This window comes from Tepidiforma flava, assembly GCF_027594505.1.
Classification (GTDB): Bacteria; Chloroflexota; Dehalococcoidia; order Tepidiformales; family Tepidiformaceae; genus Tepidiforma; species Tepidiforma flava.
Map to the genome: position 1 here is coordinate 1,549,318 of NZ_CP115149.1, position 26,587 is coordinate 1,575,904.

Consider the following 26,587-nt stretch of genomic DNA (forward strand, 5'->3'; position numbering starts at 1 on the left):
CTCCCGGCTCCCGGCTCCCGACTCCCGACTCCCGACTCCCAGCTCCCGACTCCCAGCTCCCAACTCCCTCCTCCCCACTCCCGCCTCCACCGCCGGCGCGGAGCGGCGGCATCCCGCGGCGCCGCCGGCGAAGGCGGCCAGCCATCCCCCGCGGCGCCAGCCGCGCCACCGCGCCGGCGAAGCCGGCCAGCCATCCCCCGCGGCGCCAGCCGCGCCACCGCGCTCCCACCGCCCTCCCGCGCCACCCACCGCCTATACTCCCTCCGTGCCCGAAATCCCCGAGCTCGAGGCCATCCGCGGCTTCTTCCAGGAGCAGCTCCCCGGCCGCGCCATCGCCGCCGCCGCCGTCCGCATCCCCGTCGTCTTCCGCACCCCCGCCAGCGAATTCCGCGAAACGCTCCCCGGCGACCGCTTCTCCGGCTTCCGCCGCCGCGGCAAATTCCTCCTCCTCGACCTCGCCTCCGGCCGCGTCCTCGCCGTCAATCCCATGCTCACCGGCCGCTTCCAGTACGTCGACCCCGCCGCCAAACCCCCGGCGAAGACCTGCCTCATCCTCGACATCGACGGCGGCCGCTCCCTCCGCTACGCCGACGAGCGCCTCATGGGGAAGCTCTACCTCCTCCCCGGCGACCGCCTCGGGGCCATCCCCGGCTGGACCGACGGCGGTCCCGACCTCCTCGACCCCGCCCTTACGGAGGAAGGCTGGCTCCAGCGCATCGCGAAGTACCGCGGCGGCATCAAGAACATCCTCGTCAACGCCGCCTTCGTCCAGGGCATCGGCAACGCCTACAGCGACGAAATCCTCTGGGAAGCCCGCATCAACCCCTACACCCCGCGCACGAAGCTCAGCGAGGACGACCTCCGCCGTCTCTTCCGCGCCGCCCGCGACGTCATGGCCTGGGCCGAACCGCTCGCCCGCGCCGCCATGGTGAAGGACGGCACCCTCGACTACGAAGAGCGGCGCGACTTCCTCCGCGTCCACCGGCGCGGCGGCCAGCCCTGCCCCCGCTGCGGCACGCCGATCACCGAAATCACCGCCAACCAGCGCGTCACCAGCTTCTGCCGCCAGTGTCAGCCCGAACTGCCGGCCTGACCGGCCCCGCCGGCTGACTCCTCCGCCCCGGTCACCCGCTCCCGGATGACCCGCGCGATATCCTCCACCCCGTACGGCTTCGCCAGCAGCTCCAGCCCGTACCGCTCCACCAGCGCCGTCACCCCCGCGTCCGTCGTCGCCCCCGTCGCGATGATTGCCCGCGGGATGAGGTGCGGCATGCGCGCCTCGAGCCCTTCGAATACCGCGTCGGCCGTCTCGGTCGCCAGCCGGTAGTCGCAGAGGATGACGTCCGGGTCGAACTCCGCCGCCAGCTCGAGCGCCCGCCCGCTGTTCTCCGCATCGAGGCACCGGTGGCCGAGGCTCTCCACCAGCCGCCGGCACACCTTCCGCAGGCTCGGCTCATCGTCGATGACCAGCACCGTCGCCTGCCGCGCGGGGGGCGGCGCCTCGACCGCCGCATCCGCAGCGCCGCCCTCCGACGGCGCCGGCAGCGTTATCACGAACGTCGTCCCCGTGCCCGGGGTCGAAATGCAGTCGATCGTCCCCCGGTGCGACTGGATGATCGAGTAGCTGAGCGGCAGGCCGAGGCCCGTCCCCACACCCTGCTTCGTCGTGAAAAACGGCTCGAAAATCCGCGCCCGCGTTGCCTCGTCCATCCCGGTCCCCGTATCGCTCACCGCGATGCGCACGTTTCCCGCTTCGTCCGTCTCGCCCTCGATCACGATCCGCCGCACCGGCCGCCCCTCCAGCGCGTGCTCCGCATTCGTGACGAGATTCAGCAGCACCTGCGTCAGCTGGTGCTCGTTGCCCCACGCCGCGAGCCCGTCCGCCAGCCGGACCTGCACCTCGATGCCGGCCTGCTGCCAGAGCCGCTCCCGCAGCCGCTGCACATGGCCTACCACATCCGCGACCGCCACCCGGCCGTGCTCCGCCGCCCCCGGCCGCGCGATGAACAGCAGGTCGCGCACGATGTTCCGCGCCCGCAGCGCCTCCTTCTGGATGATGGCCAGCTCCTCGCCCATCTGGCCCGTCGTATCGGAGAGCGCCAGCACCTCCGCGAACCCGAGGATCGCCGTGAGCGGGTTGTTCAGCTCGTGCGCCACCCCGCCGATGAGCTCGCCGAGCGCCGCCAGCCGCGACGCCCGCTCCATCCGCGCCCGGTTCGCCGCCTCCTCCGCCTCCCGCCGCACCTCGTCCGTCACGTCCGCCGCCACCGTCAGCACCCGCATCTGCGGGTCGTCCAGCGGCACGAACTCGTAGTCGAAATGCCGGCTCTCGCCGTCGATCGCCAGTTCCGCCCGGCCGCGGGCGCCGACGCCGTCTTCGAACGCCCGCCGGAACGGCTCCCGCAGCCCCTCCGGCAGCCGCGCTGCGATGGCATCGATGTCGTTCGCCGTCTTGTCCGGGTCGATCGCCTGCACGATCTCCTGCCCCAGCGCGTTCGCGAAGATCGGCCGCCCCGTCCGGTCCGAGAGGATGACCGCCTCCGAGAGCGACCGCAGGATGAGGCCGTAGACGGCCGCCTGCCGCTCCCGCTCCTGTGTCGCGATGCTCGCTTCGATCGCCGGGCCGACCACCTGCGCCACCCGCCGGATGAGCGCGAGGTCGCGCTCCGAGAAGGCGAAGCCCGGCTCCCGGCTCGCCACCAGCAGCAGCCCCGTCGCCGCGCCCGCCGAATACGTCGCCGTGTAGCTCACCGAGGTGAATCCGAAATTCGGCCCGAAGTGCGACGCTGGCACCGCCTCGCCCGGCACCACCACCTGCCCCACCGACCGCGCTTCGAACTCGTGCGGCAGCATCGGCAGCCGCAGCTCCCCGCCGAGCAGGTGCGGCCACGCCAGCTCGTCGCCGTCGAACCGCCCGTACGCCGCGAACGCCTTCGGCACGAACCGCTCCAGCGCCGGCGTAATCCCCAGCAGGATTGCTGTCGGCCCCTGCGCCGTCGCCGCCGTTGCGCTCACCTCCGCGAGAATCCGCTGCTCCTCGGCCTGCCGGTCCCGTTCCGCCTGCGCCGTCACCGTCTCCACCACCGGCCCCACCACCGCCGTGACCCGCCGCAGCAGCGCCAGCTCCCGCGGTCCGAACCGGAACGCCGGGTCGCGGCTCGCCACCATCAGCATCCCCGAGACGCCCCCGGCCGCGTGGTACGAAGTCAGCGCATACGCGCACAGCCCGAGTTCGCCGTAGAACGTCGCCCGGTACGGCTCCAGGTTGCCTACCCCCTGCCCCGCCGCCAGCGCCTCCCGTCCGACCGGCGAAAACCGCATCACGAGCTCGTCCCGCCCGATGACCCGCCGGCCCTCCGGGTCCGTGACCTGGTAGGCAATCGCATCGCCCCGGACGAAGCCGTACATCGCATACGCCCCCGGCACGCGCTCCCCGAGGACCGCCGGCAGGTGGTTGACCACCTCGCCGACCGTCCGAGCGGCGGCGGCAGCAGCGGCCACGCTCGCGACGATCCGCTCGTCTTCGGCCTCCTCCAGCCGGCGGCGCCGCTCGCGGAAGTTCGCCATCGCCGGCCCGGCGATGTCTGCCACCAGCCGGCAGAGGCGCAGGTCGCGCTCCGTGAACGCGTAGGCCTCGTCGGCCGTACCGACGATGAGCACCCCGATGACTTCGCCCTCCGAGGCGGCCGCCGTCGTCACCCACCGCCGCAGGCCCCCGGCCGCAATCCGCTCGCGGTTCTCCGGCAGGATGTCCGGCGAGTCGAGCGTATCGACCGCCTGGCGGGCCTCGATCGCTCGCCGGACGCCCGGCCCGAGCGGCCACGCCTCCCCGCTCGCGGCATCCCGCAGCTGCTCGCCCTCGACGTAGAAGAAGCCCGCCATCGCCCGCGGCACCAGCCGCCGGAACGTTGCGGCCAGCCCTTCGACGAACTCCCGGTCGGTCGTCGCCCGCGCCGCCGCCGCGGCCGCATCGGCGAGGAACCGCTGCTCCTCCGCCTCCTCGATGCGGCGCCGCCGCTCGCGCAGGTTCGCCATCGCCGGCCCGAGGATGTCCGCCGCCAGCTTGATCACGCGCAGGTGGCGCGCCGTGAACCGGAACTCCGGGTCGCTCGTGCCCAGCCAGAGCACCCCCATGCTCACCCCGCCCGGGGCGAGCCGCGCGTTCACGCTCCGCACGATGCCGAGTTCCCGCTGCCGCTGCCGCGATGCCTCCGTCACCGCCTCCGCCGGGGTCCGCACCACCGGCTCCAGCGCGTGCGCATCCGCATAGTCGAATCCCACCGGCAGCCGCACCTCCGGGTTCACGGAACTCACCAGGCCGCCGGTCTCGTCGAAAATCAGCAGGTCCAGCCGCGCCGCCGGCACCAGCCAGCGGAACTCCCGCCCGAGCTGCTGCACCAGCTCCTGCTCCGTCGCCGCCCGGGTCGCCACCGCGGCGATGTCCGCGAGGAAGCGCTGCTCCTCCGCATCCTCGCGCGCCCGCTGGGCAGCGCGCGCATTCTCCATCGCCGGCCCGACGATCTGCGCGATGAGCCGCAGCAGCCGCAGCTCGCGCTCGCCGAACGTATAGTCCGGGTCCCGAGAGGCCACCACGAGATAGCCGATCGTCCGCCCGCCGGCCCGCGCGGCCGTCGTCGAAGCTGCTCGCGCCCCCATCGTCCAGAGCGGGCTCCGCGGGTCGAGGTCCCCCGGCAGCCGGTCCGCGTGGGTCTGGCCCTCCTCCTCCGCCAGCCGGGCGTACTGGTCCGGCGCCGTCTCGAACACCGTCCCGTCGCCAAGCGGGTAGAGAATGCGGTCGCCCTCCTTCAGGCCAAACGCCACGATCGGCAGCGGCACCAGCCGCCGCATCGGCCGCTGCAGCGCCACCACCATCGCGTCCGGGCTGCCTTCCCTTGCCGCCACCGCTGCGATCTCCGCCAGCAGCCGCTGGTCCTCCGCGTCCTGCCGCTCCCGCTCAGCCGCCCGCGCGTTCGCCATCGCCGGCCCGACGATGTCGGCGATGAGCCGCGCCAGCCGCAGCTCCCGCTCCCCCGGCGCGAACTCCGGGTCGCGCGAGCCCACGACCAGCAGGCCGACCGGCACCCCGCCCGAGCTCGCCGCCGCGATGATGTGCGCCTGGATGCCGAGCGAGTCCAGCTCCGGCAGCGCCCCCGCCGGGGATGTCCGCCGGTCCGCCGGCGGCACCACCGCCGCACCGTCGTCCAGCGCCTGCCGGAAGTTCGGCCCGAGCTGGACCGCCGTCGCGCCCCCGGCCCGGTTCGGGAACTGCACCTGCGCCCCGTCGAGGAAGCCGAACGCCACGTACGGCTGCGGCACGAACCGCCGCGCCACAGCCTGCAGGGCGTGCGCGATCGCCAGCGGGTCCAGCTCCCGCGCGACGGCCGCTGCCGCCGCTGCCACCACCGCCTGGTCCTCCGCCTCCTGCCGCTCCCGCTCCACCGCCATCGCGTTCGCCATCGCCGGCCCCACGATGTCGGCGATGAGCCGCGCCAGCCGGGCCTCCCGCTCCCCCGGTGTGAACGCCGCGTCCCGCGTGCCGAGGAGCAGTAGCCCGGTGATTTCGCCGCGCGAATACGCCGGCGCGACGACATGCGCCCGCAGCCCGAACCGTTCGAGCTGCGCCGCGGCCTCCGGCGTCCCGGCCGGCCCGCCGGCGAGGACCAGCGTCTCGCCCGCCAGCGCCCGCGCGAACGCCGGCCCGATCGGCAGCCGCACCTCGCCCAGCGGCCCGCCGGGGAACCAGATGTGGTCCTCCCGCGTGAACCCGAACGCCGCGAACGGCTTCGGCAGGAACGCCCGCGCGACCTGCTGCAGCCCCCGCATGATGCCGTACGCGTCGACCTCCCGCGCGACCGCCGCGGCCGCCTCGCCGATGATCCGCTGCTCCTCCGCCTCCCGCCGCTGCCGCTCCTCCGCCAGCAGGTTCGCCAGCGCGGGCCCCACGATATCGGCGATGAGCCGCACCAGCCGCGCCTCCCGCTCCCCCGCCCGGAACGCCGCGTCCCGGCTGAACACCAGCAGCAGCCCCGCCGTCTCGCCGCCCGCCCGCGCCGGCGCCACGATGCGCGTCGCAATCCCCGAGTTCTCCATCTCCGACCGCGAGACCTCGAACAGCACCGGCGCATCCGGCCCCAGCACGGCCGGCTCCCCGGTCTCGAGCGCCCGCGCCGTCGCGGGGCCGATCGGGATGCGCACCGTGTCGTCCCGCTCCCGCACCACCTCCATCTCGCTGCCCCGCAGGAACGCGATCCGCACGAGCGGCCCGGGGATGAACCCGCCGACCGCCTCCGTCAGCGCATCCGCCAGCCGCCGCGGCTCCTGCTCCCGCGCGACCGCCGCCGCAGCCTGCGCGATGATCCGCTGCTCCTCCGCCTCCGCCGCGCTCTGCTCCACCCGCCGCCGGTTCGCAATCGCATACGCCAGCAGCGCCCCCGCCAGCTCCGCGAACCGCAGCTCGTCGGCATCGAACGGCTGCGTCCCCCGCCTGCCGATCGTCAGCACCCCCTCCGGCTCGCCGCCCGCCTCCAGCAGCACGCACGCGATCCGCCCGATGCCCCCCTCGAACAGCTCCGCCGGCACGACCGGCTCATGCGCCGCCTCTTCGGCGGTCAGCTGCGCGCTCCGGACCCCGGCCTCCAGCATCCGGCGGACCCGGCCGTCGTCCACGAACACCGGCGCCGCGCCCGCGGGATCGCTCGACCGCAGCAGCCGGTAGCGCTCCCCCAGCGGCTCCCGCGCCGCGATGGACACGAGGTCGATGCCCTCCACCGCCAGCAGCAGCCGGCTCAGCCGCGCGAAATGCGCCTCGATCGGTGCCCCGTCGTTCACGAACAGCGCCAGCTCGTTCAGGATGTGCTCCTGCTGCGTCCGCCGCTGCTGCCGCAGCTGCGCCCGGTGGTTCGCGGCGGCCTGCCCCACGAGCGCCGCCACCAGCTGGATGAACTCCAGCTCCCGCTCGTCGAACCGTTCGTTCTCCAGCCGGCCGATCGTCAGCAGTCCCTCCGGCCCCTCGTTCGACGTCATCACCGCCGTCGCTGCCCGACGGTAGCCCGCCCGCATCAGCGCCTGCGGCGTCCGGTTCGGGTTCTTCCGCGTCTGGTACTGCACGATGCCGCCCGCCTGCGCCGTCTCCCCGATGCTCGCCTCGCGGAAGTTCGGCTCCGCATCGATGTCCATCGGCTTCGACCGGATCGGCCGGTACTCGCCGGTCAGCGGGTCGCGGTACGTGATCGACAGCCAGTCGAACCCCACGCCCTGCAGCAGGATGCGCGAGAGCGCCTCGAACTGTTCCCGCAGGTCCTGCCCGCCCTGCAGCAGCGCCGTCAGTTCGGAAAGCGCCTGCCGGCGCACCGCCTCGCCGACCCGCTCGCGCACCTTCCGGTGGTTCGCCAGCGCCTGCCCGAGCAGCGCCGCCACGGCCTCCAGGTGCCCTATCGCCTCGGGGTCCAGCGGCCGGTCGGTCAGCCGCGACATCAGCAGCAGCCCCTCCTCCTCCCCCTCGTGCCGCAGCGCCACCGCCGCCACGCGCTTCACCCCCGCGGCCCGGTTCCGCTCCGCGATTGGGCCTTCGAACTCCTCGATGGGGGCCTCGATGACGCGGGTTTCCCGCAGCCGCTCCAGCAGCGCCCCGAAGCTCTCCCGCGGCGCCGTATACCCCGGCCGCGTCGACCGCCGCCGCAGGCTGTCCACCACGCGCAGGTGCCGCGGCCCGGCCGTCACCCAGAGCGCGAGGCCGTCGAAATCGACGGTCGCCTGCAGCCGCGTCGAGAGCGCCTCGAAGAAGGCCTCCGGGCCCTCGCCCCGGTTCAGCAGCAGCGCCAGCTCGTTCAGGATGCGCGCCCGCTCGTAGGCGCGCGCCGTATCGAGCAGCCGCCGCCGGTTTCCCACGCCCACCGCCAGCAGCCGGCACAGGGTCGCCACGAACGCCCGGTCCGGCGCGTCGAACGGCTCGTCCGCGGTCCGCGCAAGGTGCAGGGTTCCGACCAGCTCCCCGCCGTCCTGCAGCAGCGCCGCCAGCCCGCGCCGGTAGCCGGCAGCCGCCACCATCCGGCCGAACTCCGTCAGCGATTCGGCCGTCCGGTACTGGTAGATGCCGTCGGCATCGAACGGCAGCCGGATGCTCGGCGCCGTCGCCCGCGGGAACGTCATCCCCGCCCGCAGCCGCCCCTCCGGCCGCGTCCCGACCACGCGGAGCTGCTCGCCATCCGGTTCGGCCGCCGCCAGCGCGACCCAGTCGTACCGCAGCGCCTGCGGCAGCACCGCGCACAGGTCATCGAACACCTGCTCCAGCGGCGTGCCGACCGAGAGGTGCGCCGCCAGCTCGTTCAGCGCCCGCGCCCGCGAAGCCTCCACCGCCTCCCGCCGCCGCCGCGCATCGGCGGTCAGCGCCTGCGACAGCAGCGCCCGCAGCAGCCCGATGAAGCCGAGCTCCTGCTCGTCGAACCGCCGGTGCGCCCGCCGCGCCACGATGAGCAGCCCGGCCGTCTCGCTCCCCTCGCGCAGGATGCCGACGGCCGCCCGGCCGTACCCGGCCAGCGCCAGCCCGTCATCCGGGCTCGCCCCCGCCTCCGGCCGGAACTGCAGGACATCGCCGCGCCGGCCCAGCGCTTCGATATACGCGTTCCCCTCGTCCGTCGGCGGCAGGCCGGCGTGCACGCCCGGCGGGTGCTCCCCGGCGAGCGCGAAGCCGCCCGGCCCGCGCAGGACGAGCCCCGTGTAGTCGACCGGGAGCGCCTCCGGCAGCAGCCCGGCCAGCGAAGAAAACAGCGTCTCGAACGATTCCCCGCGCGCGAGGGCCGCGCCCAGCTCCGCGGCAGCCCGGGCGCGCGCCGCCGCGGCGTTTGCGGCCCGCAGCTCCCGCTCCCGCGCGGCTGCCGCGCCCAGCAGCGCCGCCGCCTCGCGGAGGAGCGCGCACGCCCGCTCTCCCGGCAGCTCCGCCGTCCGCCAGCCGGCGACCAGCAGCCCCACCGGCTCGCCCCGCTCGAACAGCGGGCTCACCCAGCCGGAGCCGTACCCCAGCCGCCCCAGCGAAACCGCCGCCGGGTGGTCCGCCGCCTCACCCGCGGCGAACGCAGCCCCCGCCGCCAGCTGCCCCGCGAGGTCCAGCCCCACGCTCTCCGCCGGCAGCACCCGGCCGATGACCGCCGGCTCGTGCTCCACCGGCCACGACCCGGCCACCCGCACGGCCTCGCCGCTTCCCTCGCTCACGAACAGCGTCGCGAGGGCGCACCCGGCCGCCTCGCCCAGCACCGCCGCAAACCGCGCGAACCGCTCCGGGAGCGGCCCGCCGCCCGCCGCGATCACCGCGAGCTCCTGCACGACCGCCCGGTCGCGGGATGTGAGGCCTCGGCCCGTCATCGCGTGTTCGCCCTCTCCCCCATCCCTGAAGTGTCGGATGCTCCCATGCCCGGGCCTATGAGGGAATTCCCCAATCAGACCGCAGTGTCAGCGGCCCCTTCGCGGTCCGCCTCCCGGCCGCCAGCCTTCCCGCCATGGACACGATCACCTTCGGGCCAGCCCTCATCGACCGCGCCAACTATATCGGATTGCCGATGACCGGGACCATCACGGCAACATTCGGCAGCCGCACCATCCCCGAGCACGCCGGCGGCCACACCGGCGCCGACATCGCCGCCCCCGCCGGCACCCCGGTCCGCGCGCCGGCCCCCGGCGTCGTGCTCGAAACCCGCAGCGGCGACCCCGTCTTCGGCAACGCCGTCGAACTCCGGCACCCCGGCGGCTGGCGGACCCTCTACGCCCACCTCAGCCGCGTCGACGTCCTGCCCGGCCAGCCCGTCCGTGCCGGCGACGGCCTCGGCCTCTGCGGCTCCACCGGCCTCAGCACCGGCCCGCACCTCCACTGGGGCCTCGCCCGCGGCCACAGCCCGGCCGTCCGCGGCCCCGGCCTCGCCGACCCCCTCGCCGTCGTCTCGCCGGCCCCGCTGCTCCTCGACGACGCCCGCCTCCTCCGCGCCGCCGCCGCGGCCATCTACGCCGGGCTCCAGGCCGCCGGCGCCCTCTTCGCCAGCCGCGCCGAAGATGACCTCGCCATCTACCCGCCCGGCTCGCCCGCCCGCCTCATCCTCGACATCCAGCGCGCCGCCAACCCGTTCCTCGCGCGCTGGCTCGCCCGGGAAGCGGAATGATTAAGGAGGCGCTAAGCAGGTGCATCGACAAAACCCCGATGGCGCGTATACTCCGCGACGGCGGGTTCTATGGCAGCTATAGAACCCGCCGAACGAACGAGGGGGATTGCTCAACGTGCCTGACAGCAACAACTACTGGACCCGCAGACTCGCCCGCCAGGGCATCACGCGGCGCCGCCTGCTCGGCAGCGCCGCCGTGACCGGCGTCGGCGCTGCCGCGCTCGGCCTCGTCGGCTGCGGCGGCGGCGATGACGACGACACCGGCGGCCAGCCCACCGCCACCCGCCCGGCCGGCGGCGCCTCGCCCACCGCAGCCGCCTCCCCGACGCAGGTCGCCAAGCAGAAGGGCGGCGTCGCCAAGTTCACCTCCGCCGGCAACACCTGGGACACCTTCGATATCGACCGCTCCCGCTTCACCCCGGTCTCCACGCTCTTCGGCTGGACCAACCTCGGCGTCGTCCAGTGGGACAGCTACACGAAGGGCGAAATCGGCGGCGCGCTCGCCGAGAAGTGGGAACAGCCCGACAAGCAGACCATCGTCTTCACCCTCCGGCCCAACGTCTTCTGGCACGACAAGCCGCCCGTCAACGGCCGCGCCGCCAAGGCCGAGGACATCGCCAAGTTCATCCAGCGCAACGTCGCCGGCAAGCTCCGCGACGGCACCGACGACCCGAACTTCTACCGCAAGTCCGCCTTCCAGGTCGTCGACAAGGTCGAAGTCGTCGACGAGAAGACCGTCCGGGTCACCCTCAAGAGCCCAAACCCGTTCTTCCTCAACACCCTCGCCGGCGCCTACGCCAAGGTCCAGGCCCCCGAGGCCATCGACGCCTTCGAAAAGGACTACGCCAACCTCAAGCCCGAACTCGTCATCGGCACCGGCGGCTTCATCCTCAAGTCCTTCAAGTCCGAAGGCGAACTCGAACTCGTCCGCAACGAAAAGTTCTACAAGCAGGTGAACTGGGACGGCGTGAAGTACATGAACCTCTTCACCGACCAGACCGCCCAGCTCGCCGCCTTCGAACAGAAGCAGCTCGACTCCTTCACGCCCACCCAGAACGCCGTCGCCGATGACCTCCTGAAGCGCTACCAGGGCAAGATCACCGAGTACAAGCAGTTCTCGGCGAACCCGCAGGCCGGCACCTACTACGGCGGCGCCGCCCCGTGGAACAACCCGAACCTCATCGGCGCCATCTTCCGCGCCTTCGACCGCCGCGCCCTCGTCCAGTCGCTCCTCCAGGGCAACGCCGTCCTCTCCGGCAACGTCCCGCCCACGCAGGCCGCCTTCACCATCACCGAGAAGGAGCTCATCACCTTCCCCGGCTACCTCGAGGACCGCGCCAAGGAAGAAGCCGAGGCCAAGAAGATGTGGGAAGCCGGCGGCGGCCCGGCCCTCGGCGAAATCATCGTCGACATCCCGGACATCTGGGAGGGCCTCTACTCCGGCGGCGCGGCCCTCATCACCAACCAGCTCCAGAAGGTCCTCGGCAACAAGTTCTCCGCCAAGATCGAGCCCTACTCCACCATCACCACCAAGATCGTCAAGCAGGAGTACGGCAACGGGAAGAACAACATCTGGTACGGCTGGATCACCGAGATCACCGACCCCGAGCCATCCCTCCTCAACTACCTGAGCTACAACTCCAAGAACCCGCAGTTCCAGCAGTTCGGCGTCAAGATCGACAAGGTCGACCAGCTCACCGACGCCCTCATGCAGGAGTTCGACATCGCCAAGCGCCAGGAGATGAACAAGGAGGTCGTCCGCGAACTCATCAAGAACTACGGCGCGGGCGTCCCCTACACCCTCGTCGGCGTCTCCCGCATCATGCGCTGGAACTACTTCAAGACCGGCGAGATCGTCCCCTTCGTCACCAGCCACCAGGCCGTCACCGAAGCCTGGTTCGACCAGACCGACCCGACCTGGCAGGGCCGCCCGGCCTAGGCCCCGGCCCGCACCCGGCCGTCAGCGCGGAGGGGCTGCCATCGCGGCAGCCCCTCCCGTCGTTCGCCGTCCCGCCCGGCATCCCCGGCCTCAGTAATAGGCCGGGCCTGGGTCCGCCCGCGTCTCCAGCTGCGCCAGCGCCGGCCAGTTCCGCGCATCCAGCCGGAGCAGCGCGGCGTACTTCCGCGCCAGCGCCAGGTGCCGCTCGTCCTTCGTCACCCGGTAGCGGTTGAAGGCATCCAGCATCTTGTCCGCGATCAGCTGCATATCGATGCCCATCACGTACCGGTCCGAGATCTCGTTCAGCGCCTCCACGTACACCTCGAAGAAGCGCGCCAGCCGCTCCAGCGTCGACCGGAGCCGCACCCACTCCGCCATGTCGTGCCGCGCCGCCATCTCGTAGTACCGCCGCCCGAGCGTGATGAAGTACTGCCGGTCCACGTGCGGCGCGCCCCCCATCCGCCCGGCCGCCCGCTTTCGCCCCAGGCTCGCCGGGAACACCCCCGAGATGAACAGCGCGTTGTCCCCGTACTTCCGGTACGCCTCGAAGGCGTTCTGGTACGCCCCGCTCGGGTTTGCCGTCTCCTCCACCAGGTCCGCCAGGTACGGCATGTACCCCCGGCCGGGCCCCAGCGAAAGCTCCGAGGCCTGCAGATACCGCTCCAGCAGCCGCCCCAGGTAGGTCAGCGTCTCCGCGTCCCGGCTCCGCCGGTTCACGTACAGCGCCTTGATCAGGAACAGGTCCAGGATGTCGCCCAGCCGCAGCGCCGTCAGCTCATCGATGTCGTCGTAGAAATCGCTGATCAGCTGGTCCACCTTCCGCGCGAAGGCCCACGTCGCCACGTTCGAGCCGTCGTGCGCGCGGATCGTCTCCCGCAGCCCCGCAATCTCCTGCGTCAACAGTTCCGGGTCCGCCATCGGCCTCCCTCCCTGCTGAACTTCCCTCTTATCCCTAGCGAACGGCAGTCGCGCCCGTCAAGGACATCCGGAACCTCCCCAACACGCGGCGCCCGGCCCCTGCGTCCCGGTCCAGCCCCGCCGTTCCCCGCTCCCCGCCGCGGGCGGTAAAGTCTTACGCGATGACGGAAAGCCACGAACCGCTCCGCCTCGCCGCCCGCTGCCTCTACCTCCAGGTCACCATGGGCGACTTCCGCCAGGGCCGGGGCCTCCTCAACCTCTGCCGCCACATCATCCGCGACGGCCGCGAATGCGTCGGCCCCTTCCTCGAAGACACCGAAACCGCCTGCGGCCTCTGGGAAGAGCGCCCCCGCTCCGGCACCTACGGCCTCCGCGGCTGACCCGATGGACGGCGCCCCCGGCTTCGAACCCCTTCCCCTCATCACCGCCGAGGAGTTCGACGCGCTCGCCCCCGAATGGGAGGCCCTCGCCGCCGCCGTCCCCGGCGCCGCGCCCTTCCACCTCCCGGCCTGGCACCGCGCCTGGCTCAGCGTCTTCGGCGCCGGGGCCGAACCCGTCGTCCTCGCCATCCGCCGCGGCGAAACGCTCATCGGCGTCGCCGCGCTCGACCTCCAGCCCGCCGGCGCTGCGCGACCTCGGCGATCCCAACGTGCGCGACCTCGCCGGGCCGCTCGCCATCCCCGGAGAAGCGCCGGCCGTCGCCGCCGGCATCCTCGAATGGCTGCGCGAAGACTTCACCCGCGCCCTCGACGCCTGGGGCATCCCCGCCGGCGGCCCGTGGCCGGCCGCGTTCGAAGCCGCCGCCGCACGCTGGGGCTGGAGCTTCGCCGCCGAACCGGAAGCCGTCTGCCCGGGGGTCGACCTCCCGGCATCGTTCGAAGCATTCATCGCCAGCCTCCCGAAGCACGACCGCCACGAACTCCGCCGCAAGCTGCGCAACTTCGAGGCTGCCGGCGCCGCCGCCTTCGAACGCCTCACCGGCGACGCCGTCGCCGCCCGGCTCGGTCTGCTGTTCGAGCTGATGCGCGCCAGCAGCCCGGCCAAGGCCGCCTTCCTCACCCCCGCGATGGAGACCTTCTTCCGCGCGCTCGCCCGCGAATTCGCCCCGCGCGGCCAGCTCGCCCTCGGGCTCACCACCCTCGACGGCCGGCCCGCCGGCGTCACCCTCACCTTCGAATTCGGCGGCACCGTCTTCCTGTACAACAGCGGCTACGACCCGGCCCTCGCCCACCTCGCGCCCGGCCTCATCAGCAAAGCGTGGGCCATCCGCGACGCCATCGAGCGCGGCGTCCGCCGGTTCGATTTCCTCCGCGGCGACGAGGAGTACAAGCGCCGGCTCGGCGGCCAGCCCCGCCAGCTCCTCCGCCTCCGCCTCGAGGACCGGGCCGGCCGGTAACCTCCCGCAGGGGTCGACCGTTTCCCCCCGTGCCGCTACCGTCGAACACAGGAAGCGAAACCCCCGGAAAGGAGGCCCCGCGATGAGTCCCGACGGCAGTCCCGCGCTGACCGGTCCCGCCCGCGCTGCCGCGGCCGCCCGCCTCCTTTCCGCCCGCCGGCGATAACGCCCGGTTCCCTCCGCGGGGAGAAGCTGGCCCCGTCCGCGGCCGCCCCAGCCCCCAAGGAGGAACCCCATGACCCAGGCCATCGCCATCGACGACGTCCGCCGGCTGATCGACCGCCGCGACTGGTTCGGCCTCCGCGCCGAGCTCGAAAGATGGAACCCCGGCGAACTCGCCGACCTCCTCGACGAACTCGACCCCCGCGAGCAGGCCCTCGTCGTCCGCCTCCTCCCCCGCGACCGCGCCTCCAACGTCATCGCGCAGGTCGGCGTCCACCGCGCCCGCCGCCTCATCGAAGGCCTCGAAGACCGCGATACCCGCCGTCTCCTCGCCTCGCTCCGCCCGGATGACCGCACGGCGCTCCTCGAAGAGCTCCCCGGCCCCCTCACCCAGCACCTGCTCAATCTCCTCCCCGCCGAGGACCTCGCCGAGGCCCGCGCCCTCCTCGGCTACCCCGAGGAGAGCATCGGCCGCGTCATGACGCCCGATTACGTCGCCGTCCGCCCCGAGTGGACCGTCGAAGAAGCGCTCGCCCACATCCGCGCCATGGCCCGCCGCGCCGAGACCGTCAACGTCATCTACGTCGTCGACCGGTCGTGGCGCCTGCTCGATGCGCTCGAACTCGCCCGCTTCATCACCGCCCGCCCCGAGCAGCGCGTCGCCGACCTCATGGACGGCCAGTACGCCGCCATCTCTGCCTTCGCCGACCGCGAAGAAGCCGTCCGCCTGATGCGCCAGTCCGACCTGCACGCGCTTCCCGTCGTCGATTCCGACAACACCCTCGTCGGCATCGTCACCATCGACGACGTCCTCGATATCGCCAGCGAAGAAGCCACCGAAGACTTCCACAAGGTCGGCGGCGTCGCTCCCCTCGATACCCGCTACCGCGATGCCAGCCTTCTCCAGCTCTACCGGAAGCGGGTGCCCTGGCTCGTCGGCCTGGTCGTGCTCAACCTCGCCTCCTCCACCGTCATCGCCGCCTACGAAGACGTGCTCGCGAGCACCATCGCCCTCGCCTTCTTCATCCCCCTGCTCATCGACAGCGGCGGCAACACCGGCGCGCAATCCGCCACGCTCGTGGTCCGCGCGCTCGCCACCGGCGAATTCGACCGCGGCGGCTGGCTTCGCGCCTTCGCCCGCGAACTCGCCGTCGGCCTCGCCCTCGGCGCCAGCATGGCCGCGGCTGCCTCCGTTCTCGGCATCTTCCGCGGCGGGCCCGAGATCGGCCTCGTCGTCGGCATCGCCATGTGCCTCATCGTCCTCACGGCGAACCTCGTCGGCGCCGTCCTCCCCTTCCTGCTCAGCCGGCTCCGGCTCGACCCGGCCGTCGCCTCCAGCCCCCTCATCACCACCGTTGCCGACGTCGCCGGCCTCGCCATCTACTTCACCACGGCAGCCGTCATCCTCGGCGTCTGACGCCGCGCCGCTAGGCGCGCACCGCCCGGATGACCGCGATCGGCTGCGAAAACCCCCACGGCGCATCCCGGAGTTCGAACGCGGCCCGCAGCGCCGGCGGCGCTTCGGCAAACAGGTGGCGAATCATCGCGACCTTCTCCGGCGGCGTCCGCTGCCGCGCCGCCCAGTCCGCCCCGTCCAGCGCCAGCACCATGCGGTACACCATCTCCGCCTCGAAGCCGGCTGCCCGCAGCATCCGCAGCCACTCCGAGCCGCGGTAGTCCCGCACGTGCGACGGGTCGCGCAGGTACTCGATCGTATTCAGGAACGTATCCGCCTTCGCATCCTCCGGCGCGACCGTATCGGCGAGGACGAAACGCCCGCCCGGCCGCAGCACCCGCCGCACCTCATCGATCACGCGCCGGACATCCGCGAAGTGGTGGGCCGCGACCCGGCAGGTCACGGCATCGAACACCCCGTCCTCGAACGGCAGGTGCGCCGCGTCCGCCTCCTGGAACTCGATGTTCCCGATCCGCCGGCTCGCCGCGAGGTCGGCCGCCGCCGCGAGCATCTCCGGCGTGACGTCCACCGCAACCACCCGGGCCGCGTGCCGCGCGCAGGCCATCGCCGTGTGGCCCGCGCCGGTCCCCAGGTCGAGCACCGTCTCCGCGCCCGTCAGCCCGGCCGCCTCGATGATGACCGGTAGGTCCGGCCCGCTCGCGTGGTAGGAGAACGTCGCATAGGCGGCCGCCGCCTGCCCGAACTGCTCACGGACGTCGCCCGCCATGGCGCGCACCTCCCCGCGCAGGATGCCGCCATCGTGGCACGCCCGCCCCGCCCTGTCGATGCGCCGGGGGACCGGCTCAGCGCGGCGTGAACGAGGTAGTAGCCTTCCAGGACATGCCGTTCTTCGTGGCTGTCACATCAATCACGACGGTGTAGCCCTTCGTCGCCGCCCCGATGCTCCGCGTGCACGTGGCAATGCCGTCGGGTCCGGCCGTCGTATCGCAGCTGGAGGTCGTCGACTTGAACCGCCACTTCGAGGTGACCGTCGCACCGGCGGGCGACCCGCCCGTGCAGGATAGGACCGCCGTCAGCGTGACGTCCCCGTTTTGCGGCGGAGTCGGGTCGCTCACCGATGCCGAAAGGGTGCAACTCATCGCGGGCGCCGGGACCGGGGTGTTCGTCGGCGCCGGGCGGGTCGGCGTTGCTGTCGGGGGTGGTGTGGCGGCCGCAGCTCGAGTCGGCGTCGCGGGTGCCGTGGCTGTCGGCGTCGCGGTTGGCGTTGGCGTCTGGGTCGGCGGCAGCGACGTCGCGGTTGGGGTTGGCGTCGGCGTGGACTGGGCGGCCGTCGGCGAAGGCGAAGGCGCCGTCATCGCCGCCGGCGACGCGGTGTCAGCCAGTGGGTCAGGGGAAGCCGGCGCAGCGGCTGCCGGGCCGCCCGCCGCGGCGTTTGACTGCCGCTCCTGCGCACCGCCCGAAGTGGCCGCGACCAGCAGGAACAGCGTCCCAAACCCCAGCACCGGCCCTTTGACCTTCCATGGCCACGACCAGAACTTCGCAAGCCCACGCTTCCCGTAGCTAAACACCGGCTGCAGCATCTGCATCGTTCTCCTCCGTCACATGATGTTTCGGCCACCAATTACTGCCTCGACAGCCGCCCGCCCCCTTGCGCTTCATCGCTCTATGGCGATAGAGTTTGACGCATGGCCGAGATGGTCCCGCCCCACCTCCTCGAACCCGTCGCAGAACGCTTCCGCATCCTCGGCGATGCCACCCGCCTCGCCATCCTGCGGACCCTCATGCTCGAAGGCGAACTCAACGTTTCCCAGCTCGTCGAACGCCTCGACATGAGCCAGGCCAACATCAGCAAGCACCTCAAAATCCTCGCTGATGCCGGCATCGTCGCCCGCCGCGCTGAAGGAACGGCCGCCTTCTACCGCGTCACGGACCCGACGCTCACCACCCTCTGCGACCTCGTCTGCGGACGCCTGCGCGAACAGGCCGAAGCTGAGGCCCGGGCCTTCTCGACGACCCGCTGACCCGTAACCCCCATCACACCGCCCGCGGAGGAGCATCCCCTTGCCCGAACCATCGCTGCATCGTCATGAACCGGTACACTGGCGGCCCGGCCCCCTCGGCCGGGTCGGCCGCTGGATGGCCGCCCGCCGCCTCCCCGTCATCCTCGCCTGGATCCTCCTCGCCGGAGCCCTCGGCGCCTTCGCCCCGAAGCTCGAGCACGCCCTCTCCGGCGCCATGTGGGAGGTCGAAGGCTCCGACTCCCTCGCCGCCCGCCAGGTCATCGAGCGCGAATTCGGCGGCCTCTCCTCCCAGTCCGCCGTCGTCGTCATCTGGTCCGATACCGCGGCTGCCGATGACCCGGCCTTCACCGCGAAAATCGCCGCCGCCCAGGCCGTCCTCGCCGGCGAACCAGCCCTCGGGCAGGCCCTCCCCCCTCAGCCCGGCCCCGACGGCCGCACCGTGATGATCCAGGCCGGGGCCGCCGTCAGCCCCACCGAGGCCGTCCGCGCCGCCGAGCGCATCGCCGACGACATCGGCGCTCTCGATGACCCGGACGTCCACGTCGCCCTCACCGGCTCCCCCGCGTTCTGGGCCGATTTCAACGCCGTCAACCGCGAAGGGATGATGAAGGCCGAGATGCTCACCTGGCCGGTCACGGCCCTGATCCTCGTCGTCGCCTTCGGCTCCCTCGCCGCCGCCGGCCTGCCGCTCATGCTCACCGCCGCCGGCCTCATCTCCGCTATGGGCGTCCTCTACGGCATCACCCGCGTCACCGACCTCTCCATCTGGACGCTCAACTTCGCCATCATGTTCGCCCTCGCCCTGGGCATCGATTACGCGCTCTTCATCGTCTCCCGCTTCCGCGGCGCTATCCACGCGACCCCGGACGACCGCCTCCTCGCCGTCGCCGTCACGATGGATACCGCCGGCAAGGCCGTCCTCTTCTCCGGCCTGACGGTGCTCATCAGCCTCTCCGCCATCCTCCTCGTGCCGATCCCGGCCTTCCGCTCGATGGCCGCGGGCATGATGCTCGCCGTCGCCTTCGTCCTGCTGGCCGCGCTCACGCTGCTGCCCGCCGCCATCGGCCCCTGGATCAACCGCCTCGCCCTGCCCTGGCACTCCGTCGGCGAGCACCGCAGCCCGTGGTGGGCCGCCTTCGCCCGCCGCGTCCAGCGCCGCCGCGGCGTCCTCGCCCTCGCCTCCGTCGCCCTCCTCCTCGGGCTCTCCGCGCCGCTGCTCCGGCTCGAAACCGGCATGCCCTCCATCTCCGTCCTCCCGAAGGATGAGCAGGCCCGCGAAGGCTACGAAGCGCTTGCGACCCGCATGGGCCCCGGCGCGCCCGGCCCGATCCAGGTCATCGTCCCCGCCGACGGCGACCCCGCCGCAGTGGCGGAGGCCGTCGCCGCCACCCCCGGCGTCGCCATGACCTACCCGCCCCAGCCCGGCGCCGGCGGCTCCCACCTCATCACCGCCGTCACCGCCTTCGACCCCTCCAGCGAGGCGATCATGGGCGTCGTCGCCTCCCTGCGCGACCGCCTGCCCTCGCAGGTCCTCGTCGGCGGCCCCGTCGCCGAGAACTACGACCTCGACCAGGCGCTCCGCTCCACGGCCCCGCTCGTCATCGGCATCGTCCTCGTCCTCGGCTTCCTGCTCCTCCTCCTCGCCCTCCAGGCCGTCTTCATCGCCTTCGCCGGCGTCGTCTTCAACCTGCTCTCCGTCGGCGCGGCCTTCGGCGTCGGCGCCCTCGCCTTCCAGCACGGCTGGCTCGCCGGCCCGCTCGGCTTCGAAAGCCAGGGCTACCTGACATCCTGGGCCCCGCTCTTCTTCTTCGCGCTCGTGTTCGCGATCTCGATGGACTACACCGTCTTCCTCCTCGCCTCGGCCCGCGAACACTTCGAGCGCTCGAACGACCCGGACGAGGCGATCGAAGGCTCCCTCGCCCACACCGGCCGCCCCATCGTCGCCGCCGCCGGCGTCATGATCGCCGTCTTCTACACCTTCGCCCTCGCCGGCACCCTCCCGATGAAGGAGATGGGCCTCATCCTCGGCACCGCCGTCCTCGTCGATGCCTTCATCGTCCGGCTCGTCCTCGTCCCTGCCGTCATGTCCATGGTCGGGCGCCGCGCCTGGTGGCTGCCCCGCTGGGCCGACCGCGTCCTGCCCGACGTCCGCTTCGCCCACTGACCGCCGCACCCGCGAAAGGAGCCCCGCCATGCAGCGCACCGCACCCGTCAGCGAACCCCGGCCCGGCCGCTTCCCCCGCCTCGTCGCCTCGAAGCCGGGCCGCCTCCTCCGCGCCGCGCTCGGCGCAACCCTCGTCGGCGCCGGCCTCTTCGCGGTCGGCGGCCCGGCGGGCATCGCCCTCGCAGTCTTCGGCCTCGTCCCCATCCTGACCGGCGCGCTCAACCTCTGCCCGCTGGCGCCGCTCTGGGGCGGCCACTTCTTCGGCGCGAACTCCTGCGCCGCCCGCCCGCCGAAGCGCTGACCCGCCGCCTGCTGCGTGCGGCATTCCCGAAGGGCGCCGGGCCAGTCGCTGTCCCGGCGCCCTTCGCCGTTCAGGGCCCGCCGCGCTCCGCCAGCAGCGCCTCCAGCTCCGCCGCCAGCGCCGGCTCTGCGATGCGCCCCCGCGCGATCACCCGCCCCTCCGCTTCGATGACCGGGATGTCGAGGAAGTACGTCGCCTCCAGCTCCGGGTCGCTCGCGATGTCCACCGTCGCCACCGCCAGCGGCAGCCGCTGCCCGATGCGCGCCAGCATCGCCTCGGCCCGGTCGCAGAGGCCGCACGCCCGGCCGCGGTAGAGCGTCACCTGCAGCATTGCCGGCCGATCAGGCGCGGGTGGCCTCGGCGCCGGCCCCGGTCTGCCCCTCGTCCTTCGGCGCGATGTCCTCCGGCAGGCGGCCCCAGACCCGCATCGCATACTCCGGCGTAATCGGCCCCGGCTTCTTGTAGAGGATGCCCGCCGCGATGACCGCGATGCCGAGCGTAATCGCCGCCGTGATCTGCGGCACCGGCACCCCGCCGATCACCTGCTCGTCCACCCGGAAGTACGAAAGGAAGAAGCGCATGATGCCGTACATCGCCACGTACGAGCAGAACACCCAGCCCGGCACCTTGATCACCCGGTAGCAGACGAACAGCAGGATGCCGAGGATGATGAAATCCCCGATGAGCTCGTAGCCGCCCGCCACCGGGTGCACCGCATACGTATCGAGCGGCCGCAGCGGATTGTTCGGGTCCTGGTTCAGCAGGTTGTACTGGTACTGCGGGCTGTCCGGGTGGAGGTACTTCACCCCCCACGGCAGGTCCGTCCGCTTCGCGATGTGTTCGCCGTTGATCAGGTCGCCGATGCGGCCGATGCCCTGCCCGAGGATCATCCCCGGCGCCGCCGCATCCAGCCCGATGCCGATCGGCCATTTGTGCCAGATGGCGTAGATGAGCCCCCCGAGCACGCCGCCCACCAGCCCGCCGTAGAGGGTGATGCCGCCCTCCGTGATGCCGAACACGATGCTCGGCAGGTCGTTCTGGAAGCGGTCCCAGTGCTCGACCACGTAGAACAGCCGCGCGCCGACGATGGCGCAGGGGACGCCCACCAGCGCGATCTCCTGCGCCACCTCCACCGGGATGCCGTCCCGCTTCGCCAGCCAGACCGAGAGCGTGACCCCGGCGAGGATGCCGATCGCCGTGAACAGCCCGTGCCAGGTCAGCGTGAACGGCCCGAACTCGGCCATCACAGGATTGATGTCGATGACGATCGCGAGGAACGGGAGGAAGATGGCGCCCATAGCTGCGCACAGGGTAGCGCCGGCCGCCCCCACGCGATAGTTCCGCCCGGCTGCTCCCCGGAAAGGCCGCGTTCAGGCCTGGCGCGCCGGCCGCCGCGCCCGCCGCTCCGCCGCGCGGACGGCTGCCGCGTGCGCCCGCTCCTCGGCGGCGTCATCGAGCGCCGGCAGCTCCGCGCCCGGTCCGTACCGCCGCCGCAGGGCCGCGAGGATGAGCGCATCCGCCAGCGCCGGGTTCTTCGGCAGCAGGCTCCCGTGCAGGTAGGTGCCGACCGCGTTGCCCCGGATGGCTCCCTCCGTGCCGTCCTCCGCGTTGTTCCCGAAGCCGAGCCGGACCCGCCCGAACGGCGCCTGCCCCGGCGCGAGGTACGTCCGCCCGCCGTGGTTCTCAAACCCCGCCACCTCACCGAAGGGCGTCTCCACCACGATGTCGCCGATGCACCGGTCCGCCACCGGCCCCGGGTGCCGCGTCTCCGCATCGAACACGCCGATGCCCGGGATGACGCCCCCGTCGTGGTCGATGTACCGGTGCCCGAAGAGCTGGAAGCCCCCGCAAACCGCCAGCACCGGCAGCCCGCCCTCCACGGCCTCGCGGAGCGCCGGCCCCCGCTCCAGCAAATCCGGCGCCACCCGCCGCTGCTCCCGGTCCTGCCCTCCGCCGATGAGGACGAGGTCCGCTTCCATCGGGTCGAACGGGTCACCGATGTTCACCGGCAGCACCTCGCAGCGGATGCCCCGCCGCGCGCACCGCGCCCGGATCGCGATCGCGTTCCCGCGGTCGCCGTACAGGTTCATCACCTCCGGGTAGAGGTGCGCCACCCGCAGCTCCATAGCCCTCAGCGTATCAGGCGGGAGCGGGGAGCAGGGAGGAGGAAGGACTCTTCCCTTCCACTGCCCTGCTACTGCTGCTGGCCACCCTCCGGCTTCGAGCCGTTGTCGCGGCCGACAGCTGTCTTCACGACGACTTTCACGCCCTGGATCGTCCCTTCCACCGCCCGCCGGACGCGGACTGCCGCCGCTTCGCTGATTTCGCCGGCCGCTTCGACGGCGCCGGTGGCCGCCGCGCTCGCCGCCTCCTCGGCCGTGATCGTCGCGCTCTTCGCAGCTTCGATGGCTCCTTCCACAGCGCCCACGGCCGCCGCCGTTACGTCGGCCCCGACTTTCGACGCCTCGCTCACCGCGCTCCGCGCCGAAAGCGAAATCGCCGAAACCGTCTCCGTCCCGGCTTCCGACGTCCCCCGGACCGTCCCGATGACGGCCGCTTTGGCCGCATGTCCCACCGAGGCCGCCGTCACACTCGCCGCCTCGACCGTCGTCGAAAGCGTCTTCGAGGCCGTCGTCACCGCCTTGCCGACCACCTCGCCGACCGCGTCGATGGCGCCCTTCGTCGCGTTGATGGCGAGGCTGGCAACCGCCCCGCCGGTCTCGCCCGTCTCCCGGACGATCGTCTGGACCGTATCGGCAACCGTCTCCACCGCCGCCGAGGTGATCTCCCCCGTCCCGCGGATGACCCCGATGATGCCCTCTTTCACCCGCCTGCCGATGTCGTGCTCATCCACGGCGCGCCTCCCGGTTCAGAATGCGCGGACCGTATCGCAGCGATATGAAAATTTCAAGACGGCGTTCGCGCCCGCCCGCGCCGCGCGCCACAGGAGGTCGGAGGCTGGAGGTTATTGTTGCTCCCTGCTCCCTCCTCCCTCCTCCCTTTCTCCCGTTCTCCCTTTCTCCCTTTCTCCCCTTCTCCCCTTCTCCCCTTCTCCCTTTCTCCCTTTCTCCCTTTCTCCCTCCTCCCTAATCCCTACTCCCTGCTCCCTCGATCGTCCCCCCGCCCAGCACCTCCTCCCCGCGGTAAAAGGCGATCGCCTGCCCCGGCGTGAGCGCCCGCTGCCGCTTCTCGAACCGCACCACGGCCCGCCCCGGCCCGGCCTCCGCGAGCACGGCCGCCGCCGGCTCCGCCCGGTAGCGCGCCTTCGCCTCCAGCCGCGTCCCCGGCGGCGGCGCCTCCCCGGCGACCCACGTCACCTCCCCTGCCTCCACCGTGTCCGCGAACAGCGCCTCCTCCGGCCCGATGGTCACGATGTTCCGCGCGGCGTCGATGCCCGTCACGTACCGCGGCTCGCCCGCCGCGACGCCCAGCCCCCGCCGCTGCCCGATCGTGTACGCCGCGATCCCCCGGTGCTCCCCGATGACCCGCCCCGTCTCGTCGCGCAGCTCCCCGGGGGCCTGCGGCACCCGCGCCTCCACGAATGCACGGTAGTCATTCCCCGGCACGAAGCAGATCTCCACGCTGTCCGGCTTCGCCGCCACGTCCAGCCCCAGCCGCGCCGCGTGGGCCCGCACCTCCTCCTTCGTCAGCCCGCCAACCGGGAGGAGCAGCCGGCGCAGCTGCTCCTGCCCCAGCATGTAGAGCACGTACGACTGGTCCTTCGCCGGGTCGATGCCCCGCAGCAGCCGGTACTGCCCGGCGGCATCGTCGAACACCACCCGCGCATAGTGCCCCGTCGCGATGTACTCCGCCTCCAGCGCCGGCAGCCGCTCCAGCAGCGCCCGGTATTTGATGTGCTCGTTGCAGCGCACGCACGGGTTCGGCGTCCGCCCCGCCGCGTACTCGGCCACGAACCGCTCCACCACGTGCTCGCGGAACTCCCGCTCGAAGTTCATCACGTAGTGCCGGATGCCCAGCTGCCCCGCGACCCGCCGCGCATCGTCGATGTCCTCGATGCTGCAGCACTGCTGATGCCCGCGGTACTCTTCCGGCCGCTCCTCCGTCCACAGCCGCATCGTCACGCCCACCACCTCGTAGCCCTGCTCGAGGAGCAGCGCCGCCGCGACGGAGCTGTCCACTCCGCCGGACATCCCGACCACCACCCGGGGGCGTCGCGTCACCTGTGCTACCATACCTTTCGCCCGCAGCGGCGGGCAGGAGTTCGCGTCTGAGTCCCGAGACCCTCGCGCAGCGCGCCGTCGATGTGCTTTCCGAGCATAAAGCGCTCGATATCGCCCTCATCGACATCTCGCGGACCGCGACCTTCACCAACTACTTTGTCATCGCCACCGCCCAGTCGCCACTCCAGTTCGACGCCCTCGTGGAGTACCTCGAGCGCGACCTCGGCCCGCAGGGCATCCCGCTCCGCCACCGCGAAGGCTCGCCCGAGAGCGGCTGGGTGCTCCTCGATTTCGGCGACATCATCGTCCACCTGTTCACCGCCGACCAGCGCGCCTACTACCGGCTCGAAGAGCTCTGGGGCCGAACCTCCCCGGTCGTCCGCTTCGCCGACTGACCCGCCGGCCCGCCCTCAGCTCCGCTCGCCCCGCGGCCGCTCGCCGTAGTCGCCGAACGGCGCATCCCGCCGCCGGATCGTCTCCCGGAAGCCCAGCTCGCGGAAGCTCTCCACCCAGCGGAGCGCCTCCTCCGTATGCCGCGTGATGCCGTCGAACAGCGTCCCCAGCAGCTGCGTCGTGCGCAGGCCCATGTTCTCGAACGCCTGGTTGATGAGCAGCTTGTTCAGCGCCAGCTGGTTCGCCGGGATATTCCGGAACCGCCGCGCGTACGCCTCCGTCCGCTCCGCCAGCTCCTCCGCCGGGTACACGTGCGAGACCAGCCCGATCCGGTAGGCTGTCGCCGCGTCGATCTGGTCCCCCGAAAGCAGGAACTGCTTCGCGTGCTCCAGCCCCAGCCGGTAGACCCACAGCATCGTCGTCGGCGTGCCGTAAATCCGCGAGGGCGGGTAGCCGATGATCGCGTCCTCCGCCATGAAGATCAGGTCCGCGCAGAGGAGCAGGTCCGTCCCGCCGCCCAGCGCATAGCCGTGGACCTGCGCGATGACCGGTTTGGGGCACTCCCACAGCGTCATGAACCGCCGCATGTTGTGGCCCATGAACTGGAGGTCGCGCACCGGGTCCCAGGCGCCGGGCCGCGGCTCCGGGTGCGGCGCATCGAACCGGCGCGGCCAGGGCACCCCCTCGGCGCCGGGGTTCAGGTCGTACCCCGCCGTGAACACCCGCCCCGCGCCGCGCAGCACGATCGCCGAGACGGCCGCCGAGGCCGCCGCCCGCTCCACCGCGTCCGCGATGCCCTGGATGACCGCCTCGTTCAGCGTGTTCAGCTTCTCCGGGCGGTTCAGCGTCACCACCGCGATCCCGTCCCGCTCCTCGTAGAGCACCGGCTCGGCCATCGCGCGGAGTATAGCGAGGGAGAAGGGAGTAGGGAGAAAGGGAGAAAGGGAGAAAGGGAGAAAGGGAGAAAGGGAGAGGGGGAGAAGACCCCGGCCCTCCCTTCTCCCGCCTCCCGGTTCCCGTCTCCCTCCTCCCGCCTCCCGGGGGCATCCGTTGGGCGCATGGCGCCCCGCGGGGACGGAGCCCCGCGGCTACGGTTGGAGGTTGGAGGTTGGAGGTTGGAGGTTGGAGGTTGGAGGTTGGAGGTTATCCCCCTCCCAGCTCCAGCTCCAGCTCCAGCTCCAACTCCCAACTCCCAACTCCCAGCTCCCAACTCCCAGCTCCCAACTCCCAACTCCCAACTCCCAACTCCCAGCTCCCAACTCCCAGCTCCCAGCTCCCAGCTCCCAGCTCCCAGCTCCCAACTCCCAACTCCCAACTCCCCGCCCCGCGCCGCCGCGGAGCGGCGGCATCCCGCGGCGCCGCCGCCGAAGGCGGCCAGCCATCCCCGCGGCGCTAGCCGCGCCGCCGCGCCGCCGAAGGCGGCCCGCCATCCCCGGCGGCGCCAGCCGCGCCACCGCCGGCGAAGCCGGCCCGCCGCCCCTGACCAGTCAGCCAGCCTACTTTGACGTTCGCGTCAACGTATGATAGCGTCCCATCCGAGGAGGGACGCG

Annotated in this window: 21 protein-coding genes; 11 read left to right on the forward strand and 10 right to left on the reverse strand. The window is 72.3% G+C overall.

Annotated elements, in window-relative coordinates:
- Nucleotides 1-265: 265 nt before the first annotated feature.
- Entirely contained in the window at nucleotides 266-1,093 is an 828-nt protein-coding gene (locus O0235_RS08700; protein ID WP_270055400.1) for an Fpg/Nei family DNA glycosylase, read from the forward strand.
- Here O0235_RS08700 and O0235_RS08705 read toward each other — a convergent pair.
- Nucleotides 1,072-9,357: an ATP-binding protein gene (locus O0235_RS08705; protein ID WP_270055401.1), complete on the reverse strand. Its 8,286-nt coding sequence runs from the start codon at nucleotides 9,355-9,357 to the stop codon at nucleotides 1,072-1,074. The genes O0235_RS08700 and O0235_RS08705 overlap by 22 nt on opposite strands.
- A 134-nt stretch (nucleotides 9,358-9,491) precedes the next feature.
- Between O0235_RS08705 and O0235_RS08710 the strand changes: the two genes are divergently transcribed.
- Complete coding sequence (locus O0235_RS08710) at nucleotides 9,492-10,145, forward strand: M23 family metallopeptidase (RefSeq protein ID WP_270055402.1); 654 nt, start codon at nucleotides 9,492-9,494, stop codon at nucleotides 10,143-10,145.
- Between the two features lie 115 nt (nucleotides 10,146-10,260).
- On the forward strand, nucleotides 10,261-12,084 hold the full coding sequence (locus O0235_RS08715; protein ID WP_270055403.1) for an ABC transporter substrate-binding protein: 1,824 nt from the start codon (nucleotides 10,261-10,263) through the stop codon (nucleotides 12,082-12,084).
- A 90-nt stretch (nucleotides 12,085-12,174) separates the two neighbouring features.
- Here O0235_RS08715 and O0235_RS08720 read toward each other — a convergent pair whose 3' ends face one another.
- The gene (locus O0235_RS08720) at nucleotides 12,175-13,002 is read right to left on the reverse strand and encodes a hypothetical protein (protein WP_270055404.1); all 828 of its coding nucleotides are present in this window, start codon (nucleotides 13,000-13,002) and stop codon (nucleotides 12,175-12,177) included.
- Between the two features lie 161 nt (nucleotides 13,003-13,163).
- Between O0235_RS08720 and O0235_RS08725 the strand changes: the two genes are divergently transcribed.
- The 3 genes from O0235_RS08725 (at nucleotide 13,164) to mgtE (ending at nucleotide 15,977) form a co-directional block, all read left to right on the forward strand.
- The gene (locus O0235_RS08725; RefSeq protein WP_270055405.1) at nucleotides 13,164-13,382 is read left to right on the forward strand and encodes a hypothetical protein; all 219 of its coding nucleotides are present in this window, start codon (nucleotides 13,164-13,166) and stop codon (nucleotides 13,380-13,382) included.
- A 269-nt stretch (nucleotides 13,383-13,651) separates the two neighbouring features.
- On the forward strand, nucleotides 13,652-14,398 hold the full coding sequence (locus O0235_RS08730; RefSeq protein WP_270055406.1) for a GNAT family N-acetyltransferase: 747 nt from the start codon (nucleotides 13,652-13,654) through the stop codon (nucleotides 14,396-14,398).
- Between the two features lie 235 nt (nucleotides 14,399-14,633).
- Nucleotides 14,634-15,977 carry a magnesium transporter gene (mgtE, locus tag O0235_RS08735; protein ID WP_270055407.1) on the forward strand — a complete coding sequence of 448 codons (1,344 nt, stop codon included), beginning with the start codon at nucleotides 14,634-14,636 and terminating at the stop codon, nucleotides 15,975-15,977.
- 10 nt (nucleotides 15,978-15,987) lie between these two features.
- Here the strand turns inward: mgtE and O0235_RS08740 are convergent, their stop codons facing one another.
- A complete protein-coding gene (locus O0235_RS08740; protein ID WP_270055408.1) occupies nucleotides 15,988-16,743 on the reverse strand; it encodes a class I SAM-dependent methyltransferase in 756 nt (251 codons plus the stop codon).
- Nucleotides 16,744-16,819: 76 nt separating this feature from the next.
- Nucleotides 16,820-17,563, reverse strand: a complete 744-nt coding sequence (locus O0235_RS08745; protein ID WP_270055409.1) for a hypothetical protein — start codon at nucleotides 17,561-17,563, stop codon at nucleotides 16,820-16,822.
- 99 nt (nucleotides 17,564-17,662) lie between these two features.
- Here O0235_RS08745 and O0235_RS08750 point away from each other — a divergent pair, with 99 nt between their 5' ends.
- The 3 genes from O0235_RS08750 to O0235_RS08760 are packed head-to-tail and all read left to right on the forward strand — an operon-like array spanning nucleotide 17,663 to nucleotide 20,463.
- Nucleotides 17,663-17,998: an ArsR/SmtB family transcription factor gene (locus tag O0235_RS08750; RefSeq protein ID WP_270055410.1), complete on the forward strand. Its 336-nt coding sequence runs from the start codon at nucleotides 17,663-17,665 to the stop codon at nucleotides 17,996-17,998.
- A 40-nt stretch (nucleotides 17,999-18,038) separates the two neighbouring features.
- On the forward strand, nucleotides 18,039-20,162 hold the full coding sequence (locus tag O0235_RS08755) for an MMPL family transporter (protein WP_270055411.1): 2,124 nt from the start codon (nucleotides 18,039-18,041) through the stop codon (nucleotides 20,160-20,162).
- A gap of 28 nt (nucleotides 20,163-20,190) precedes the next feature.
- Nucleotides 20,191-20,463: a YgaP family membrane protein gene (locus O0235_RS08760; protein WP_270055412.1), complete on the forward strand. Its 273-nt coding sequence runs from the start codon at nucleotides 20,191-20,193 to the stop codon at nucleotides 20,461-20,463.
- Between the two features lie 70 nt (nucleotides 20,464-20,533).
- On the opposite strand, the gene O0235_RS08765 is transcribed toward O0235_RS08760, so the two are convergent.
- The 5 genes from O0235_RS08765 to mnmA form a co-directional block, all read right to left on the reverse strand.
- A complete protein-coding gene (locus O0235_RS08765) occupies nucleotides 20,534-20,785 on the reverse strand; it encodes a glutaredoxin family protein (RefSeq protein WP_270055413.1) in 252 nt (83 codons plus the stop codon).
- Between the two features lie 19 nt (nucleotides 20,786-20,804).
- The gene (lgt, locus tag O0235_RS08770; RefSeq protein WP_270055414.1) at nucleotides 20,805-21,761 is read right to left on the reverse strand and encodes a prolipoprotein diacylglyceryl transferase; all 957 of its coding nucleotides are present in this window, start codon (nucleotides 21,759-21,761) and stop codon (nucleotides 20,805-20,807) included.
- A gap of 72 nt (nucleotides 21,762-21,833) precedes the next feature.
- Nucleotides 21,834-22,589, reverse strand: coding sequence for a type 1 glutamine amidotransferase (locus tag O0235_RS08775; protein WP_270055415.1), 756 nt, complete (start codon nucleotides 22,587-22,589; stop codon nucleotides 21,834-21,836).
- A 68-nt stretch (nucleotides 22,590-22,657) separates the two neighbouring features.
- On the reverse strand, nucleotides 22,658-23,317 hold the full coding sequence (locus O0235_RS08780; RefSeq protein WP_270055416.1) for a hypothetical protein: 660 nt from the start codon (nucleotides 23,315-23,317) through the stop codon (nucleotides 22,658-22,660).
- A gap of 232 nt (nucleotides 23,318-23,549) precedes the next feature.
- A complete protein-coding gene (mnmA, locus tag O0235_RS08785) occupies nucleotides 23,550-24,656 on the reverse strand; it encodes a tRNA 2-thiouridine(34) synthase MnmA (RefSeq protein ID WP_373324294.1) in 1,107 nt (368 codons plus the stop codon).
- Between mnmA and rsfS the strand changes: the two genes are divergently transcribed.
- The gene (gene rsfS, locus O0235_RS08790) at nucleotides 24,647-25,039 is read left to right on the forward strand and encodes a ribosome silencing factor (protein WP_270055418.1); all 393 of its coding nucleotides are present in this window, start codon (nucleotides 24,647-24,649) and stop codon (nucleotides 25,037-25,039) included. The genes mnmA and rsfS overlap by 10 nt on opposite strands.
- Nucleotides 25,040-25,054: 15 nt before the next feature.
- Here the strand turns inward: rsfS and O0235_RS08795 are convergent, their stop codons facing one another.
- Nucleotides 25,055-25,933, reverse strand: coding sequence for a crotonase/enoyl-CoA hydratase family protein (locus tag O0235_RS08795; protein ID WP_270055419.1), 879 nt, complete (start codon nucleotides 25,931-25,933; stop codon nucleotides 25,055-25,057).
- Nucleotides 25,934-26,087: 154 nt separating this feature from the next.
- On the opposite strand from O0235_RS08795, the gene O0235_RS08800 reads away from it, so the two are divergent.
- Nucleotides 26,088-26,561, forward strand: coding sequence for a hypothetical protein (locus O0235_RS08800; protein ID WP_270055420.1), 474 nt, complete (start codon nucleotides 26,088-26,090; stop codon nucleotides 26,559-26,561).
- Nucleotides 26,562-26,587: the final 26 nt, after the last annotated feature.

Excerpts from the sequence above, each read along its gene's own strand:
- O0235_RS08775 (WP_270055415.1), bottom strand. The coding sequence starts at position 22,589 with ATGGAGCTGCGGGTGGCGCACCTCTACCCGGAGGTGATGAACCTGTAC.
- O0235_RS08750 (WP_270055410.1), top strand. The coding sequence starts at position 17,663 with ATGGCCGAGATGGTCCCGCCCCACCTCCTCGAACCCGTCGCAGAACGC.
- lgt (WP_270055414.1), bottom strand. The coding sequence starts at position 21,761 with ATGGGCGCCATCTTCCTCCCGTTCCTCGCGATCGTCATCGACATCAAT.
- O0235_RS08720 (WP_270055404.1), bottom strand. The coding sequence starts at position 13,002 with ATGGCGGACCCGGAACTGTTGACGCAGGAGATTGCGGGGCTGCGGGAG.
- O0235_RS08740 (WP_270055408.1), bottom strand. The coding sequence starts at position 16,743 with ATGGCGGGCGACGTCCGTGAGCAGTTCGGGCAGGCGGCGGCCGCCTAT.
- O0235_RS08725 (WP_270055405.1), top strand. The coding sequence starts at position 13,164 with ATGACGGAAAGCCACGAACCGCTCCGCCTCGCCGCCCGCTGCCTCTAC.
- mnmA (WP_373324294.1), bottom strand. The coding sequence starts at position 24,656 with ATGGTAGCACAGGTGACGCGACGCCCCCGGGTGGTGGTCGGGATGTCC.
- O0235_RS08760 (WP_270055412.1), top strand. The coding sequence starts at position 20,191 with ATGCAGCGCACCGCACCCGTCAGCGAACCCCGGCCCGGCCGCTTCCCC.
- O0235_RS08795 (WP_270055419.1), bottom strand. The coding sequence starts at position 25,933 with ATGGCCGAGCCGGTGCTCTACGAGGAGCGGGACGGGATCGCGGTGGTG.
- O0235_RS08745 (WP_270055409.1), bottom strand. The coding sequence starts at position 17,563 with ATGCAGATGCTGCAGCCGGTGTTTAGCTACGGGAAGCGTGGGCTTGCG.
- O0235_RS08710 (WP_270055402.1), top strand. The coding sequence starts at position 9,492 with ATGGACACGATCACCTTCGGGCCAGCCCTCATCGACCGCGCCAACTAT.
- O0235_RS08705 (WP_270055401.1), bottom strand. The coding sequence starts at position 9,357 with ATGACGGGCCGAGGCCTCACATCCCGCGACCGGGCGGTCGTGCAGGAG.
- mgtE (WP_270055407.1), top strand. The coding sequence starts at position 14,634 with ATGACCCAGGCCATCGCCATCGACGACGTCCGCCGGCTGATCGACCGC.